Below are 16,927 nucleotides of genomic sequence, written 5' to 3'. Positions count from 1 at the left end.
CGCGCCGCCTGATTCCCCGGGCCTTTTCGGTACGCACATGATCCGTCTCGACAACATCGGCAAGCAACACGGTCAGCAGCTCCTCTTCGTGGAGGCGTCTGCTGCGCTCCACAAGGGCGAAAAGGTGGGCCTGGTGGGCCCGAACGGCGCGGGCAAGACGACGCTGTTCCGGATGATGACCGGCCAGGAGTATCCGGACGAAGGACAGGTCTCCATCGACCGCGGCGTCACCATTGGCTACTTCAGCCAGGACGTCGGTGAGATGAACGGCCGCAGCGCGGTGTCCGAGGTCATGGACGGCGCGGGCCCGGTGAGCACCGTCGCGGCGGAGATGAAGCAGCTGGAAGCCGACATGGGGGATCCGGACCAGGCGGACAACATGGAGAAGCTCGTCGAGCGCTACGGCATCGTCCAGGGCCGGTTCGAGGAGCTGGGCGGGTACGCGCTGGAGGGCCGCGCGCGGGAGATTCTCGCGGGCCTGGGCTTCAGCGAAGAGATGATGGACGGCGACGTGGGCAAGCTGTCGGGCGGCTGGAAGATGCGCGTGGCGCTCTCCCGCATCCTGCTGATGCGGCCGGACGCCATGTTCCTGGACGAGCCTTCCAACCACCTGGACCTGGAGTCGCTCATCTGGCTGGAGGGCTTCCTCAAGGGGTACGAGGGCGGCCTGCTGATGACGTCGCACGATCGCGAGTTCATGAACCGCATCGTGACGAAGGTGGTGGAGATCGACGGCGGTTCGCTGACGACGTACTCGGGCAACTACGACTTCTACGAGGGCCAGCGCGCGCAGAACGAAGCGCAGCAGCAGGCGCAGTACGAGCGTCAGCAGGCGATGCTCGCGAAGGAGATCAAGTTCATCGAGCGGTTCAAGGCCCGCGCGTCGCACGCGGCGCAGGTGCAGAGCCGGGTGAAGAAGCTGGAGAAGATCGAGAAGGTGGAGCCGCCGAAGCGCCGCTCCACGGTGCTCTTCGAGTTCCAGCCGCCGCCGCGTTCGGGTGACGACGTGGTGAACCTGAAGAACGTGAGCAAGGGCTACGGCAAGCGGACCATCTACGACGGCCTGGATTTCCTGGTGCGCCGCGCGGAGCGCTGGTGCGTGATGGGCGTGAACGGCGCGGGCAAGTCCACGTTGCTCAAGCTGGTGACGGGCACGACGCAGCCGGATGACGGCACGGTGGCGTTGGGCGGCAGCGTGAAGATGGGTTACTTCGCGCAGCACGCGATGGACCTGTTGGACGGGGAGAAGACGGTCTTCGAGCAGCTGTCGGACGCGTTCCCCCGGGCGGGGCAGGGCTCGTTGAGGGCGCTGGCGGGCTGCTTCGGGTTCAGCGGCGACGAGGTGGAGAAGAAGTGCCGGGTGTTGTCGGGTGGAGAGAAGGCGCGTCTGGTGATGGCGCAGATGCTCTACGACCCGCCGAACTTCCTGGTGCTGGACGAGCCCACGAACCACCTGGACATGGGCACGAAGGAGATGCTGATCACGGCGCTGTCGCGCTACGAGGGCACGATGTTGTTCGTGTCCCACGACCGGCACTTCCTGGGCGCGCTGTCGAACCGCGTGCTGGAGCTGACGCCGGACGGCATCCACAAGTACGGAGGCGGCTACACGGAGTACGTCGCGCGCACGGGCCAGGAAGCCCCGGGCCTGCGCAGCTGACGTGGATGGATGCCCAGGGCGTGGGAGCGCTCTGGGCTACAACGCCGTCGGGCTCAATCTTCGACTTTCGCCCAGGCGTCAGGGCCTACTGAAAACTCAAACTTCGCCTGACGCATGGCCTCCTCAAGGCTTGGGTGCCATGTGTCGCCGAGGGGTTCCCCGTTGGCGCCCATGCGGAATAGGTAGAGGGTGCCTTCTTCGGTTGCGATTTCAATCGAAGCGACTGGCTTGCCCATTGATATTGCCGTTTTTGATTTGATGATTGATCTGAGTCTCATGGCGCCAGTCATCAGAAGGCAGCGCGTTCTCTGGGTTGGCATTGAAAACCTCATCCAGGAAGGCTGTCTTCATGGCCTGTGGTTTTTGTTCGGGCTACTTCAGGACGTCGCGCTGGATCCTGTCCACAATGGAGAGGTGCTCCTTCTCCGGGTACTCGATTCCCGCACGCTCGAACTTGGGACGAGCAAGTCGAACGGCCTCGCGTATTGCATCGAGTAACCAACGAACATCAGGTGATTGGACTTGTTCATCCGGAACGGCGATCTGAAGCATGAGCTTCTGCTCTTTGCGTGAGAACTTCGCCGTGCGGACTCCTGTGAATTCAGGCTTGAGAAGAGAGCCTGGGACATGGAAGACAATGTCCAGTGAGCCGGAGACTCCCATTTCAGTCGGGCCTCGTGCCTTGCCGAACATGCGGATGGCCTTGTCAATGGGAGTGCCGGCAAGCTCAGGGCCACCATAGACGGCGCTGAGACCCATCATGGTATTCCCTTTCCTGCCCACGGCTCATGCTTCGGTCTCATGGCCCGCTCGTCTCGGCTGCGTGCGGGCCGCTGGGCCAGCGCGGGGCGGAGGGTGAGTCCCGCCCCGAGGCTGTGGAAATGGGCTACGATCCGCATGGGTTCACCGAAGTTCGTCTCGCTTATAAGCCAGCCTCGAACTGCCAGAGCGCCTCAAGTTCTGCCTCCTTGGCCGCAAGAAGGGCGTCGAAGTCGTTCGGCTTCGGCAGGTTCCTCTGTAGCAACTCCACGAACGCCTTCGCTCGCCAGTCCTCGAGCCCCGCGATCACCGCCGCGAAGCTGACGGCAAACCGCCGGTAGAATGTCTGGTCACGCACGGCTTCGATCAGATACGCGAAGTCCTCCGCTGCGACCAGGTACTCGGCGGAGGCAAGAGCCGCCTTCAAGCGGACTCGGCGCACACCGAATCGCTGCGTGGGACTCAGGGATGCGTCCTCGAGCAGCTCGTCACAGAATCCCAGTGCTCGACGAGCCCCACGTGCCTTCACGAGGGCGTGGGCGAGATTGAGCTTGCCGGAGTAGGAGCCGGGATACAGCTGGCCCAGCTCATGCCGGAACTGGAGGGCCTCGCACTCCTCCGCGATACCCAGGTTCGCAAGCGCCGCGCCAGACGGCTCCTGCTGCCGCATGGCCGCGCGGTAGTCCTCCCGAACTCCCGCGTACTCGTTGTCGGTCAGCTTTCGATCTGCCTCGTCTAGGACGCTCATGGTTGAGTGGTCTGGGCGCGCGCTCCATCATGGACCTCAATGGAACCCGTTTCGGATGTCGAACTTCTCATGAGGAGAGAAGGACTTGATCGCCATCAGGAGCATCCAGCCGGTTCCTCCATCCACCGGGCTGGCTTGTCTGCAGCAGATGCGAATCGCTGAGTCACTGAGGGTCCAGTCTTCGCACTGCTTTCCTTCCACCACGCTGCTGGTGGAAGTGGGAGAGCCCAAAACGGCAACGGCCTCATCGTGGAGGGCCTTGAATGCCGTTGCGCAGCGCGCTTCTCGGCGAAAGACCGAGATCCCGATGTTCTCAAGCTGTTCGTTGGAGGAAAACCCGTAAGTTACCTTCCCTGGGTATCCGCCCAGTGTGACGCCTTGTCCGAGCGCTGCTGCTTCGGCTCGTGTCATGCCACGGCGGAGTTGAGTCAACAGGGCCATGGACTGCATGGGCTGCGCTTGAGGGGGAGCGCTGAGCGACGCATCGGGTAACGATGCTTCTGGGGCGACTGGACTCGTCGAGTTCATCCAATGCACGGTCAAAAAACCTCCTGTGGCTCCAGCCAGGAGAAGCCAGGACGTCCTATGGGTTGGCATTGAAAACCTCGTCCAGGAAGGCAGTTGTCATGGTCTGGGCCTCCAGTTCAAGTTCATAGAAGCCAAGCCCTGTGATGGATGTCCTGTATGGGTCTTGGGAGAACTGGGTGCTGTGCCACATCTCATGGAACAGGACCTCCTCGGTTGAATGTCCTGACCGGGTGGCGAAGTGGGTATCGATGGTGCTCACGAAGGCTTGATGGCCGAGATAGCGCTGGATTCCGCCTGGCTGCGTGGAGCATACGTTTCCCATCGGGCGTGATTGTCCCGGTGTGCGCTTCCCCTGACGATCACGCATCTGACTCCCTTGATGGAAGTTGAACTCGTGAGGGCTGTTCTCCAGCGTGTCGATGGCGAACCTGCCCAGTTCCGTGGCCTTGATGTTGTTGAACGCGGGCTGTAGCGCAGGGGCGATGGAGACAATGCGTCGTCCGTCGGGATCCATGAACTGGTGGGGCTGGTTCGCGGCGTAGGCATAGAGGTTGGAATCTCCGCCCGCGAATCGGATGGGGTCCTTGGCCGTCCAGCGCCCCGTTTCGGCGTCGTAGTCCCGCGCCCCGAAGCGGGTCAGCTTCGTGTCCCGGTCATAGAGGCCACCCGCGAAGCCAAAGGGCTGGAAGCCGGGATTCGAATCCGCGACAACGTTGCCCCAGGCGTCGTACTCCATGCGCTGCGCGACCGTCCCGTTCCGGGTGTCGACGACGAGCCGCGGGCTCCCCAGCGGATCCGTGAGGATGCGGTAGGCGATGCCTCCCTTGACCATGAAGTCGGGGGAATGACCCCGCGTGGCATGGATGAAGCGGCTGACGACGTTCCCCGCGCCATCGAGCTCCGCGATGACCCTCCGTCCCTCGTAGAGGAAGCCCTGAACGAGCGAGCCATCCACTCGCTTGCCGACACGCCTCGACGCTGCGTCGAGCACGTACTCAAGCTGCGCACCGTCTGGAAGCGCGACGTGCACCAGGGCGCCAAGCGCGTCATATGCGTACTGGGTGGTGTGCGTTCCCTCCGTGCGCGTCTGGAGATCCCCACCGGGACCGTAGCCGTAGGTCCTATTCCCGAAGGAGATGAGCCGGTCCTGTGCATCATGGGTGGCCGTTCGCAGCTCGCCATGGAGGACGGAGGTGCGGTTGCCATTGGCGTCGTAGGTGTTCTCCTCCAGCAGGACTCCGTCGCGGACAACGGACGCCAGTCGCCCGGCCCCGTCATGGGTGAAGACGTCCGTGTGAACGGTGGTCCCCTCTGATTCGGTTCGCCGGACGATGCGGCCCAGTTCGTCTCGCACCAGTTTGTAGGACAGCAGCGAGACGTCGCCGGAAGCGGCGGACCAGGACTCCAGCTCTCCGTATCCGTTGGACGTTTCGACGGTGGAGACCGAGCCGAGGCGTGTTCCCTCAATCAGGCCGTTGTCCCCGCGCCGTGACAGCGTCAGCGCTCCCGCCGAGACGAGCAATCCATCCAGGTCATAGGCATACGTCACGGGCGGCTCACCATTGACGGCGGACGTCGCGACCCGGAAGTCCGCGTCATGGCTGTATTGGATCGAACCCCGTACGGCCCCCGTCCAGGAGACGCCGGTCACCAACGGACCGTCGTGGCTGAACTCGAGCCCCACCCCGGAGGTGCTCGCGAGCGAGTCGAGACGTCCTGATCCGTCGTAGCCAGCCGTCACCTGGGCGCCAGGGATGTCCAGTGTGGCGAGCCTCCCCGCGGCGTCGTAGGCGAATGACACGCTGCTGCCCGGCTGTCGGAACTCGGTGAGTGCGTCGTCCAGGTCGTAGGCGTAGCGCGATGCGAAGGCGCTGCCTCCTGGAGGCGCATAGGACGCCAGTGCCTTCGTGGGCGTGTACTGGAATTGGTGTGAGGGACGTCCTGGCGGCGTCAGCGAAGATGGCAGCCCCCCTGCCTCGTAGGTGAACCCCGTGACGCGGTTGTCCGGGAGCAGGGTGGAGGTGACGAGGCCTGCTTCATCCCGCGTGAGGACGGTGGTGCGGTCCAACCCGTCCGTCACCGTGCGCAAGGCGCCGTCCGCTCCATACGCAAAGGTCCTTCGCCGGCTCCCCTGGATGACCGAACCGGGGCGGCCTTCCGCGTCATAGGTGAGTTCCACCGGAAGCAGGCCCGGCGCCTCGGCCTTGCGGATGCGTCCCTGCCCGTCCAGCGTGAGGACGGACACCTTGCCCATGGGGCTGGTGGAGAGGAGCCTTCGGCCGAAGGCTTCATAGCGGAGGGTGGTGGTCCGGCCATTCACTGTCACCGTGTCCGTCTGTGCGCCCACGTCGAGCAGCGTGCCCTGGGGCAGGAGGGTCACCTCCCGCTGGTGCGTGGACGTGGAGGTCAACCCACCCGGCAACTTCACGGTGCGCGACGCCACGAGCGGCGACTGCATGCCCAGGCGAGGCTCCGGCACCTCCACCACCGTGGTCACCGTGCCATCCGGTGCGGTGTAGACCGTGGTGCCGTTTGGCGAACGCAAGGTTGTCCATGCCGTCCCATCCGTCGCGGTGGTGACGCGCCGCTGGACGCCTGACTCCAGGTCTTCCACCTGGTATTTCCGGGTGCGCCCCAGCGCGGTGGTGAGCACCACGGAGTAGCCCTTCTCCACCTGAGTCCGATCGAGCGCCTTGAATCCTCCCGCAGGATTGGAGTCCTTCGTCAGCCAGCCCTCCGGGCTGTATTCGAACAGGTGCATCCCGTTGCGCTCGTCACGCAGGGATGAGAGCAGTCCGCCCTCCAGATAGGTGAAGGCGAGGCTCTCCCCTCCGGGCCGGATGAAAGAGGCGAGCCATCCGTCTGACCCTGCCCTCAACACGGTGCGCTGGCCGTGGGGCGCGAGGATGGCGGTGGGTGCTCCTGCCGCGTCCCGTTCAATCCGAGTGATGAGGCCGGCCCCGTCCGTGACGGACATCAGCCGTGCGTTCTCGTCGTAGGAGAAGCGATGGCGGACCGCGAGCGTCCAGGCCTCCAGGGTGCAGAGGTGACGCCCCTGCCAGCCAAAGCCATACAGCTCGCCGCCGTCGGGCGAGGGGATGAGGTCATCGACCCGGCCACACGGAGTCTCCAGGGTGCCAGCCGGGTACTGAGGAGGCGCGGGGGCGGTGACAGCCGGTGCTTTCGGTCCCCCTCCGGCGAAGACAAGGAGACCTCCGTCCAGCGCGACCCTGCGGACGGCGAGCTGGGACGCGTCCGCCACGAGGAGGCTGCCATTGGAGGCCACAGCGAGTCCCCTGGGCGCGGTGAGACTCGCGAAGGCACCTTCTTCCGAAGGATCTCCTCCGCACCCGCCACTGTTGATGGCCCATGCGCTTCCATCCGGGAAGATGCGGTGCAAGAGGCATCGGTGAGAGGACGACGTATAGAGGCTGCCGTCAGAGCCGAGTGCAAGACCCCAGAGCGAGCCTCGCGGAGACTCCTCGTGCACCTTCTGCCCGTGAGCCCCGCCGCTGGGGCGCAGTTCCTCCTCGTCCCGTGAGTAGAGCAGCGTGAAGAGTCTGCCTTCCGTGTCCACCCGACGCAGACGGCGGTTGCCTGAGTCCACGAACGAGAGGAAGCCTTCGGAGCCCACGACCAGGGCACGAGGCGTGTCCAGGCTCGCCGCGACCGCGAGCCCGCCCTCTCCCGCGTTGCCACGAACCCCCGTGCCCGCCACCGTGGAGATGACTCCGCCCGGCGTGACACGGCGGATGCGGTGGTTGTCCGTATCCGCCAGGTAGATGCTGCCGTCCGGCCCCACCGCGACGCCCGCGGGAGCGTTCAGGTTCGCGAGTATCGCGGGACCGCCGTCTCCGCCATCCGCCGCGAGCCCCGTGCCCGCGACCGTGGAGATGATCCCGTCCGGTGTGACCCTGCGGATGCGATGGTTGCCCGTGTCGGCGATGTAAAGCATCCCCTCCGGACCCACGGCCACCGCCTTGGGAGAGTCCAGGCTGGCGAGGAGTGCCCTGCCGCCATCTCCCGCTGAGCCCTTCACCCCGTTGCCCGCCACCGTGGAGATGACCCCGTTGGGCTTCACCTGACGGATGCGGTGGTTGTCCGTGTCCGCGATGTAGACCGTCCCGTCCGCCGCGACGGCAACGCCTTGGGGCGAGGCGAGACGCGCCTGCTTCGCCGGGCCATGGTCTCCGCTGAAGGTCAGCGTCGCGGTGGTCAGCACCCGGGGCGTCTTGCCCAGGGATTCCCTCCCGGGAAGGGTTCCTCCCGGGCCCGGGTAGAGGGTGCCCCGCCACGGGTCGTAGGAATGATGAGCATCCAGGCTCCAGCCTCCCAGTTGGCTGAAGTCCGGAAGGGACACCACCGTGGCGGTGTGGAACTGCCACAGCGTCATGTCCCGGCCGTCAGGGCCCTCGAACCGGGTGCTTCGATCTCCGTACCGGGCCCAGGCCTGGGATTGATCATCCGGGCTCGCGTAGTAGCTCAGGCCGTAGACGTAACCGATCCGGATGCGAGCGGTCTGTTCCCCCCACACCTCTCGGCCAAAGACATCCCTGCCATCCCACACGAAGCGGTGGCTCTGATTCGGACTCGCGGGGAAGGTCCGCGCGAAGGACTGTCCCGCGACATTCACGATGAGGACGATGTGTTTCAAGCTCGCGGGGACGTGGTCTCCGCTCAGGGGAATCCGGAGGGCCCGGTTGGCGGTGCGAGCGGCGGCCCGATCGCTGCGGTAGTGGAGCTGGAAGGGCGTCCCTACGATGGACAGGAGCTCTCCCAGCGTCTGGTTCTGGCATTCGATGATGCTGCCGCTCTCACACTCGGGATGTGCTTCGGGTGTTTCAGCCCGTGGCTCGGGCTGCTGGGGCTCTTGCGCATCGGGCGGGGGACCAAAGGGCCAGTTGTAGTCATACGGCGTGAAGTGCGTGACGGGCACCCGCCACAGGCTCTTGCCCACGGCATACAAGGTGGAAAGGCGAGCACGCTCCGCGTCGGTGAAGCCCAGCGCAGCCAGTTGCGTGCTGTCGTCAGGCGCTCCATCACCGTCTGCATCCACCAGCGCGAGCCCCTCGTGTTCGCCAACGAGCGCGATGACCCGCCCGTTGTCCGAGGCACGCCAGAGGCCCTGTTGCCGGTCGTAGTAGCCAGACGGCACGACGAGACCCGCTGGAAGGGCCAGGAAGTTGTCCACATAGCCATGGACTGGCGGGCTGAAGCGCACCTCGGTGGCGCCTGCTTGCAGGGCCTCATCCACGCTCAGCTCCACTGCGTAGGTGTAGCCGCTGGTGGCTGGCAGCGTGCCCGGCATCGCCGTGGGACCCTCGGGCCCCACGGTGTATTCGGTCGCGCGCACATGAAGCGGACCGTTCAGGGGAACATGGGTCCCGTCGCGCAGGAGCATCTCCGCCTGTGTCCCCGGCGCGAACAACAGGGTGGCCTGGCGGCGGCCGGCGCTGTCCTCCACCACGCTCCCACGCGCGACCTGGATGTCCGCTGCTCCAGGCGTGATGGCCGTGACGTTGGAATCCAAGGCGGTCAAAACCACCTCCGGGAGTGGAACGAATTCCCGCCAGGGAACATCCACCCGGCGCTGGAGGGGCAGGAAGCCTGGCTTCTCCACTTCGAGCGTGAGTGCCCCGCCCCCATTCACAGCAAGCGAGTACTCACCATGGGCATTCGTGAGCGTGTGGCCCTGCTCGGAGCGGGCGAGAACGCCAATGCGAGCACCTGGGATGGGCTGTCCATTCCTTCCCAGCACCTTCCCGAGAACGACTGCAACCCGGCGTGGCTCCAGTGCGCCAGCCACCACGCCCGGCTGCACCGGGTTCGGGCCCTCGTAGAGAAACCCGATGGAGGCCCCGAAATCCGTCGGGACGGTGGGGTCAATGGCCGACGGGGCCTGCACTCCGCCCCCATCCATTCCGGCATCCACTGGCTGTCCGGCATCTGCGTCGCCACAAGGGGATGGGACGCAGACTTCGTCGGGGCGAGAAGGCTTGTCCTGGCCGGTGCAACCCAACAGCAAGCCCACCCATGGCAGAATGAAGCAAGCCCCCACCCGTAGGGCTTGTCCCGCTGGAGTTCGCTCCTTCATGGGTCCCCCGGGAGGCAAGCGTTGGCCCAACGCCGTCGGTTGTCAGGCTGACGAGTCAACGAAGAGGGGTGGATGTTGTTTGTTTGTATGGAATTGTTCGGGCGGCCTGCCCGCCAGTCTTGATGGCCCACCCGTGAGTCGTGCCATTTGCCGCGGAGTGATCAGAAGCCGAGGGCGACACTTTCAAGTCGCCGATGAGGCGGCGAAGTTCAGGGGACATGACGTTCGTCCTCTTCGCTCGACGCCCCGGTGGTCTTCCGTTGGCTCCTTCCGCTGGCTATTAGCAGAGCCAGGGAGTCCTTCGGCCCATGGCCTGGTCGGAAGATGGGAGGCCGCAGTATCTCATTTCAGCGAATGCGCTCGTGCATCGTGGAGCATTGGAGCGCGTTGGCGGATTTCGAGAGTCATTTCCGCTCGCTGTTGGAGAGGACGTCGACCTGGGAATGCGCCTGTCCAGAACGGGCATGCTCGGGTGGTGCGCGCAAGCTGCCGTGGCTCATGACTTCGAACCCTCGCTGCTCGCTTTCGTTCGGCGCTTTCTTCGCTACGGCCAAGGAAATCGAATGCTTGCGACCGCGCAGTCAGAAGCCACCAGGGACTTCTTCAGACCCAGACCGTTCATGCCGCTCTCTTACAAGCCTGGGAACTTTCTTCTGGCAGGGCTCGCCTTCGTGGCGCTCAGTGCAGGTTGGATTCTTGAGAGCCGTCGCTCTCTCTGAAGTCTCCGCGATGCATCCGCGCTCTTCCTACTCGAACAACTTGCCCGCGAGCCGTGCCAGGCGCTGGGACTTGCCCCGGTACGGCGGGAAGAACAGGTTCGTGAAGGCCGTGCGGCCCTGCCGCACCACCGCTCGCTCGTGGCTGAAGGCCTTGAAGCCCGCCTCGCCGTGATACGCGCCCAGGCCGCTCTGCCCGATGCCACCAAAGGGCAGGTGCGGGTTCACGTTGTGCAACACCACGTTGTTCACCACCGTGCCGCCCGCGCTCGTCTCCTTCAGCAGGCGCTCCACCGTGGCCTCTTCGTGGCTGAAGACATACATGGCCAGCGGCTTGCCGCCCGCGCGCACCTGCATCACCACTTCATCCAGTGACTCGAAGCGCAGCACCGGCAACAGCGGTCCAAAAATCTCTTCGTCCATCACCGCCGACTCCGGCGTCACGTCCGCCAGAACCGTGGGCGCGATGTAGCGCGTCTCCGCGTGCACGCCGCCTCCCGCCACCACCCGCGCCCCCTGCGTCACGGACTTGTCCAGCAGGCCGCACACGCGCTTGAACGCGCTGTCATCCACCATCCGGCAGAAGTCCGGCGTCGCCCGCCGCGCCTCCTCCGTCTTTCCGTAGAAGCGCTCCAGCGCCGCCTTCATCCCCGTCAGCAGCGCCTCCTCCTTCGACGCGTGCACCCAGACGTGGTCCGGCGCGATGCAGGTCTGCCCCGCGTTGAGGAACTTCCCCCACACAATCCGCTCCGCCGCCGCGTCCACGTCCGCCGACGCATCCACGATGACCGGCGACTTCCCACCCAGCTCCAGCGTCACGCCCGCCAGGTGCCGAGCCGCCGCCTCCATCACCCGCCGGCCCACGCGCGGCCCGCCCGTGAAGAAGAAGTGGTCGAACGGCAGCCGCAGCAGCGCCTCGCCCACCTCCGGCCCGCCCTCCACCAGCGCCACCTCGTCCTGCGGAAAGACGTCCCGCAGCAGCTGCGCCAGGAAGCGCGCCGTGCCCGGCGTCTTCTCACTCGGCTTGCACAACACCGCGTTGCCCGCCGCCACCGCCGCCACCAGCGGCGACACCAGCAGGTGGAACGGGTAGTTCCACGGCGCCAGGATGAGCACCACGCCCCGGGGCTCCGGATGCACTTCGCTCTTCGTGCCCGCGAGCAGCAGCGGCGCCCCCACCTTGCGCGGCTTCATCCACGCCTTCAGGTGCTTCTGCACGTGCGCCAGCTCCAGCAGCACGGGGAGGATCTCCGTCGCCTCCACCTCCGCCGCGGGCTTGTGGAAGTCCTCGTGCAGCGCGTCCGCCAGCTCCTCACGCCGCTCCAGCAGCAGCGCCTTGAGCTTCTCCAGCCGCGCGAGGCGCTCCTTCGGCCCCGTCTTCGCCAGCTCCCAGCGGCGCGCCTGGAGGCGGTCGAACACCGCCTGCAGGTCTCCGGGGACCAGGGCCTCCTCCACTGACACCACGCGCATGCCGGCTCCTCTTTCCCTCGCCCGTGCCTACTCCAGCATCCGGGTCGCGCGGGAGGCCCATTCCTGGGCCTTTCCCCGGTACGGCGGGAAGAACACGGCAGCCAGCGACTTCATCCACTGGACCATCACCGCCCGCTCGTGGCTGAACGTCTTGAAGCCGTAGTGCCCGTGGTAGTTCCCCAACCCGCTCATCCCCACCCCGCCAAACGGCAGGTTCGGGTTCGCCACGTGGATGAGCACGTTGTTCACCACCACCCCGCCCGACGTCGTGTGCTGGAGCACCTCCTCCACCATCTTCGAGTCCTGGGAGAACACGTACAGCGCCAGCGGCTTCCCGCCTTCGTTGATGTGCGCGTAGACCTCCTCGCGCCGCTCGTACGTCAGCACCGGCAACACCGGCCCGAAGATTTCGCCCTCCATGATGGGCATCCGCGTCGTCACTCCGGACAACACCGTGGGCGACACGTATCGCGACGGCCCATCCGCCGTACCGCCCGCCTCCACCTTCGCCCCCGCGGCGACCGTGCGGTCGAGCACCTCCTTGAGCCGCCGCCACGCCGCCGGATCCACCACGCGCGCGAAGTCCGGGCTGGCCTGACGCTCCGCTTCCGTCTCGCCGTAGAAGCGCGTCAGCACCGCCTTGAACGCCTCCAGGAACGCCTGCTGCTTCGACGCCGGCACGTAGATGTAGTCTGGCGCCACGCACGTCTGGCCCGCGTTGACGAACTTGCCCCACGCCAGCGCCTCCGCCGCCGCCTTCAGGTTCGCCGACTCGTCGATGATGACCGGCGACTTGCCGCCCAGCTCCAACGTCACGCTGGAGAGGAACTTCGTCGCCGCCATCATCACCTTGCGGCCGATGTTCGGGTTGCCCGTGAAGAAGAAGTGGTCGAACGGGTGCTGGAGCAGCGCCTCCGCCACCTCCGCGCCGCCTTCGAACACCGCCACCTCGTTCTCCGGGTACACGTCCCGCACCAGCTTCGCCAGGAAGCGCGACGTGTGCGGCGTCTTCTCACTGGGCTTGAGCATCACCGCGTTGCCCGCGGCGATGGCCGCGATGAGCGGCGCCGCCAGCAGCTGGAACGGGTAGTTCCACGGCGACAGGATGACCACCACGCCCTTCGCCTCGAAGCGCACGTGGCTGGACGCGCCCTTGAGCGTCAGCGGCGTCGCCACGCGCTTGGGCTTCATCCACGACTTCAGGTGCTTCACCGTGTGGTTCAGCTCCTCCAGCGTCGGGTGGATCTCCGTCAGCTCCACCTCCATCGCCGGCTTGCGGAAGTCCTGGTGGATGGCCTCCGCCAGCTGCTCGCGCCGCGCGATGATGGCCTCGCGCAGCTTGCGCAGCCTCGCGATGCGCTCCGCTGGAGTGCTGCGCGACAGGTTCCAGCGGTTGGCGCGCTGCGACTCGAACACCGCGCGGATGCGGTCCACTTCAACCGTGGCCTGGGGAAGGAGGGACGCGACGGCTTCAAGCATGACGGGCTCCGTTTCTTCAAGAACGCGTGAGGGGTGGGTCAACGGGCCTCTAGCCCGTGAAGAAGGGTGGTGATGGCCGCCGTCAGCTCGGCGGTGAAGTCCACGCGCAGGGGCGCCATGTGCGGCAGCGTCAGCACCTCGCGCGCCACGGGCGCGATGTCCGCCATCTGCCGCAGGCCCGTCATCAGCGCGTGCACGTGGCGGATGAGCTGGACCGCCGTCTGGGGCGTGAGGAAGGGCAGCCGCTGCTGGAGCAGCGCCGCCGTCGTCCCCATGGACACGAGCACGCGCTCCTTGAACGCCCGCGCCTGCTCCACGGTCACGTTCTGCTCCAGCACCGTCTGCGCCAGCGCCAGCAGCCGCGTGAACGTCTCCTCGCCCACCAGCGACAGGGCCACCGTGCGCGCCAGCTGGTGGCCCGTCCACACGCCGCCTTCGGACAGCTGGCCGTTCAGCTTCGCGAACCACGCGGTGAGCAGGTCGTCCAGGAGCGCCAGGAACAGCGCCTCCTTCGTCGGGAAGTAGAGGAACACCGTCCCCTTCGCCAGGCCCGTGCGCGCCGCGACGTCCGCCATCTTCACCTGGGCGAACGACGTGGCCTCGAACAGCGCGCGCGCCGCGTCCAGCAGCTCCCGCCGCCGCGCTTCCTTGTCCTCGTCCCGCCGTGCCCGCAGGGGAATGACCCGCTTCGCGGCCAGTGCTCCCGCCATGACCCGGAGTTAAATGACCCCGGGTCACCGGTCAAGCCGCTGGCCCGTCCTCCTTCCACCGGCCAACGGAAGCGCGGGGTGGGGGATGGTGCGGTGTAATCCCATGTGCGACGCTGGGTGACATGATGAGACCCATCGACGCGGAGCTGCTGTCGGGGCGCGCGCTGTACCAGGAGGTGGTGCTGCGCAAGCTGGCCCACGCGCGCGAGTCGGTGTGGATGGCCACCGCCAACGTGAAGGCCATGTACGTGGAGCGGGCGAAGGGCGCGTTCGTGCCGCTGCTGGAGGTGCTGGATGGGCTGGCCGCCCGGGGCGTGGCGCTGCGGCTGTTGCATGCGGAGCTGCCCAGCCGGCCCTTCCGGGCGGCGTTCGACGCGCGCTCGCGGCTGGTGAAGGGGGGGCTGGAACTGAAGGTGTGCCCGCGCGTGCACTTCAAGGCGGTGGTGGTGGATGGCGCCTGGGTCTACCTGGGAAGCGCCAACCTCACCGGCGCGGGACTGGGCGCCAAGGGCAATGACGTCCGCAACTTCGAGATGGGCTTCGTGACGGAGGACTTCGACACCATCGACCGGACCACCGCCCTCTTCGAGGCGGTGTGGAGCGGCGCCGAGTGCCGCGGGTGCCGGCTCCGCGCGGTGTGTCCTGACCCCATCTTGCCCTCCGGCGGCGGACAGGCGAAGAAACGGGGGCGGGACGCGGTGCGTTTGGGGAAGTCCCGCAGATTGAGCCGTCCACGGGAGGACACGACATGAAGCTGTACTTCGCGCCCCGCACGCGTTCGACGCGTCCGCGCTGGCTGCTGGAGGAGCTGGGGGTGCCGTACGAGCTGGTCCGCGTGGACCTGGCGAGTGGCGCGCACAAGCACCCGGACTACGTCCAGCACGTCCACCCTCTGGGCGTCGTGCCCGCGCTGGAGGACGGCGGACAGCCCGTCATGGAGTCCACCGCGCACCTGCTCCATCTGGCGGACCGCTTCCCGGAGAAGGGGCTGGCCCCGGCGCCCGGCACGCCCGAGCGCGCCGAGTACTACCAGTGGATCTCCTTCGCGGTGACCACACTGGAGCCGCAGCTGGAGGACTTCCTCGAACACACCCAGTCCCTGCCGGAAGCCCACCGCGTCCCCGCGCTGGCGGACCGCGCGGTGCAGCGCTTCCACGACGCCGCGCGCGTGTTGGACGCGCGGCTGGCGGGGCGCGAGTTCCTGGTGGGCTCGCGCTTCAGCGCCGCGGACGTGCTCATGGCGTCGCTGCTCGCGTGGGCCGGTGCGCTGGGCCGCACGAAGGACTTCCCGGGGCTGCAGGCGTACGCGAAGCGCCACCTGGCCCGTCCCGCCGCGCAGCGCGCTCGGGCGGACTAGCCCGGGGTGACGCCTCCAGCCGCCAGAGCGTGGGACGACGCGGACGGAGATGTCCGGGCCCGTCGGCGGGTCCGGCGGCGGACGTATTGGTGGTGCTCGCTGCTCATCGCGCTGGGCGCATTGGCGCACCCGCTGGTGCTGGGCGGCTTCCGCGCGGACTTCCTCGCGGTGTATTGGTTCTGGGCCGGAGCGTTCCTCGTGCTGGGGGCGGTGGTGGGCGCGGGGTGGCTGCGCCCTCCGTTCAGCGGCATCGCGGCGGGCACCATCAGCCTGACGGCGCTCGCCGTGTGCATCCACCTCACCGGAGGCCTGGCGAGCCCGCTGTTCCCCTCCTTCTACACGGTGCCCCTCTTCGTCACCGTCTTCGTCCCGGGCCAGCGGCTGCCGGTGTGGTCCGCCATGGGAGGCACGCTCCTGGCGGTGGTGTTGATGATGTGGCTGGCGGCCGTGCCCTGGACGGCGTTCGTCAGCCAGTGCATCAGCCTCCTCTTCGTGTTCGCGGTGTCCGCGCACGGCGCGGAGGCCTTCCGGAAGCTGCGCGCGGCCGAACGCACCGCGCACCTGGAGCGCGTGGAGGCCCTGCGCCAATTGGCGGAGAGCGAGTCGCGCCGCGCGCGCGTGGAGCGCCAGCGCGCGGAGGTGGAGCGGCTGGTGGTGGTGGGGCAGCTGGCCGCGGGCGTGGCCCATGAAGTGAACAACCCGCTCGCGTACGTGAAGTCGAACCTCCACTACCTCCAGGAGGAATGGGCCCACGGCTCCCCGGATGACCTGGAGGACGTGCTGCGCGTGCTGGATGAAACGCAGCAGGGCGTGATGCGCATCCAGCAGATCGTCACCGACCTGCGCCTGTTCGCCCGCGAGGCCCCCGACGGCGCGGAGTCCTGCGACGTGGCGGAGACGCTGGCCGAGGCGCAGCGGCTGGCGTCGGTGCGCTTGCGGAGCCTGGGCGTGGTGGAGCACGACGTCGCGCCGGGGCTGGCCCCCGCGCGCGTCACGGCCCGTCACCTGGTGCAGGTGCTGGTGAACCTGCTGCTCAACGCCGCGGACGCGCTGGAGTCCATGCGCCCCAGCCGGCACGCGCACGTGATGCTGCGCGCGCGCATGGAGGACGGCCGCGTGCGGGTGGAGGTGGAGGACAACGGGCCGGGCATCCCCGAGGCCGCGCTGCCGCGCCTCTTCGAGCCCTTCTTCACCACGAAGCCGCCCGGCAAGGGCACCGGCCTGGGCCTGGCGCTCTGCCGCGACTACGTGGCGCGCGCGGGCGGAACGCTGGAGGCGGAGAACCGCTCGGAAGGCGGTGCGCGCTTCATCCTCCGGCTGCCCGTCGCCGGGACTTCATCCCCCCCTGTCCACCGCGAAGCGCCGGCGTCCGAGGACGCGAACGCGGAGCCCGCGGCCGAGTAGCG

Annotated in this window: 13 protein-coding genes and 1 pseudogene; 5 read left to right on the top strand and 9 right to left on the bottom strand. The window is 67.1% G+C overall.

What is annotated here, in order from left to right:
* Positions 1-37: 37 nt before the first annotated feature.
* Positions 38-1,660 carry an ABC-F family ATP-binding cassette domain-containing protein gene (locus D7X32_RS16915; RefSeq protein WP_120603583.1) on the top strand — a complete coding sequence of 541 codons (1,623 nt, stop codon included), beginning with the start codon at positions 38-40 and terminating at the stop codon, positions 1,658-1,660.
* 210 nt (positions 1,661-1,870) lie between these two features.
* On the opposite strand, the gene D7X32_RS45470 is transcribed toward D7X32_RS16915, so the two are convergent.
* From D7X32_RS45470 to D7X32_RS47845, 6 genes and pseudogenes are all read right to left on the bottom strand, one after another.
* A complete protein-coding gene (locus D7X32_RS45470; RefSeq protein ID WP_158625703.1) occupies positions 1,871-2,011 on the bottom strand; it encodes a hypothetical protein in 141 nt (46 codons plus the stop codon).
* A 21-nt stretch (positions 2,012-2,032) separates the two neighbouring features.
* On the bottom strand, positions 2,033-2,422 hold the full coding sequence (locus tag D7X32_RS45005) for a hypothetical protein (RefSeq protein WP_147450178.1): 390 nt from the start codon (positions 2,420-2,422) through the stop codon (positions 2,033-2,035).
* A gap of 160 nt (positions 2,423-2,582) precedes the next feature.
* Positions 2,583-3,167 (bottom strand): hypothetical protein, encoded by a 585-nt coding sequence (locus tag D7X32_RS16905; RefSeq protein WP_120603581.1) that lies wholly within the window; start codon positions 3,165-3,167, stop codon positions 2,583-2,585.
* 36 nt (positions 3,168-3,203) lie between these two features.
* Entirely contained in the window at positions 3,204-3,617 is a 414-nt protein-coding gene (locus tag D7X32_RS45000; protein WP_147450177.1) for a hypothetical protein, read from the bottom strand.
* A 133-nt stretch (positions 3,618-3,750) separates the two neighbouring features.
* Positions 3,751-9,225 (bottom strand): NHL domain-containing protein, encoded by a 5,475-nt coding sequence (locus tag D7X32_RS16900; protein WP_244239047.1) that lies wholly within the window; start codon positions 9,223-9,225, stop codon positions 3,751-3,753.
* 18 nt (positions 9,226-9,243) lie between these two features.
* Positions 9,244-9,615: pseudogene (locus D7X32_RS47845) on the bottom strand (carboxypeptidase-like regulatory domain-containing protein); the annotation flags it as partial.
* 482 nt (positions 9,616-10,097) lie between these two features.
* On the opposite strand from D7X32_RS47845, the gene D7X32_RS16895 reads away from it, so the two are divergent.
* The gene (locus tag D7X32_RS16895; RefSeq protein ID WP_120603579.1) at positions 10,098-10,508 is read left to right on the top strand and encodes a glycosyltransferase family 2 protein; all 411 of its coding nucleotides are present in this window, start codon (positions 10,098-10,100) and stop codon (positions 10,506-10,508) included.
* A 27-nt stretch (positions 10,509-10,535) separates the two neighbouring features.
* Here D7X32_RS16895 and D7X32_RS16890 read toward each other — a convergent pair whose 3' ends face one another.
* From D7X32_RS16890 to D7X32_RS16880, 3 genes are read right to left on the bottom strand one after another with little or no spacing between them, the layout of a single operon-like run.
* Positions 10,536-11,975, bottom strand: coding sequence for an aldehyde dehydrogenase family protein (locus D7X32_RS16890; protein ID WP_120603578.1), 1,440 nt, complete (start codon positions 11,973-11,975; stop codon positions 10,536-10,538).
* 27 nt (positions 11,976-12,002) lie between these two features.
* Positions 12,003-13,496: an aldehyde dehydrogenase family protein gene (locus D7X32_RS16885; protein WP_279635587.1), complete on the bottom strand. Its 1,494-nt coding sequence runs from the start codon at positions 13,494-13,496 to the stop codon at positions 12,003-12,005.
* Positions 13,493-14,164, bottom strand: a complete 672-nt coding sequence (locus tag D7X32_RS16880; protein ID WP_120603576.1) for a TetR/AcrR family transcriptional regulator — start codon at positions 14,162-14,164, stop codon at positions 13,493-13,495. Before D7X32_RS16880 ends, D7X32_RS16885 begins: the two co-directional genes overlap by 4 nt.
* Positions 14,165-14,289: 125 nt before the next feature.
* Between D7X32_RS16880 and D7X32_RS16875 the strand changes: the two genes are divergently transcribed.
* Genes D7X32_RS16875 through D7X32_RS16865 form a run of 3 tightly spaced genes read left to right on the top strand, consistent with a single transcriptional unit; the run spans position 14,290 to position 16,925 of the window.
* A complete protein-coding gene (locus D7X32_RS16875) occupies positions 14,290-14,916 on the top strand; it encodes a phospholipase D-like domain-containing protein (RefSeq protein WP_120603596.1) in 627 nt (208 codons plus the stop codon).
* The gene (locus D7X32_RS16870) at positions 14,913-15,521 is read left to right on the top strand and encodes a glutathione S-transferase family protein (RefSeq protein ID WP_120603575.1); all 609 of its coding nucleotides are present in this window, start codon (positions 14,913-14,915) and stop codon (positions 15,519-15,521) included. The genes D7X32_RS16875 and D7X32_RS16870 overlap by 4 nt, the downstream gene beginning before the upstream one ends.
* A 6-nt stretch (positions 15,522-15,527) precedes the next feature.
* Positions 15,528-16,925 carry a sensor histidine kinase gene (locus D7X32_RS16865; protein WP_120603574.1) on the top strand — a complete coding sequence of 466 codons (1,398 nt, stop codon included), beginning with the start codon at positions 15,528-15,530 and terminating at the stop codon, positions 16,923-16,925.
* Positions 16,926-16,927 lie beyond the last annotated feature (2 nt).

The organism is Corallococcus carmarthensis (genome assembly GCF_003611695.1).
GTDB classification, from domain to species: Bacteria; Myxococcota; Myxococcia; order Myxococcales; family Myxococcaceae; genus Corallococcus; species Corallococcus carmarthensis.
Note: the sequence above shows the minus strand (reverse complement) of the source record. Positions and strands in the feature narration are given on the sequence as shown.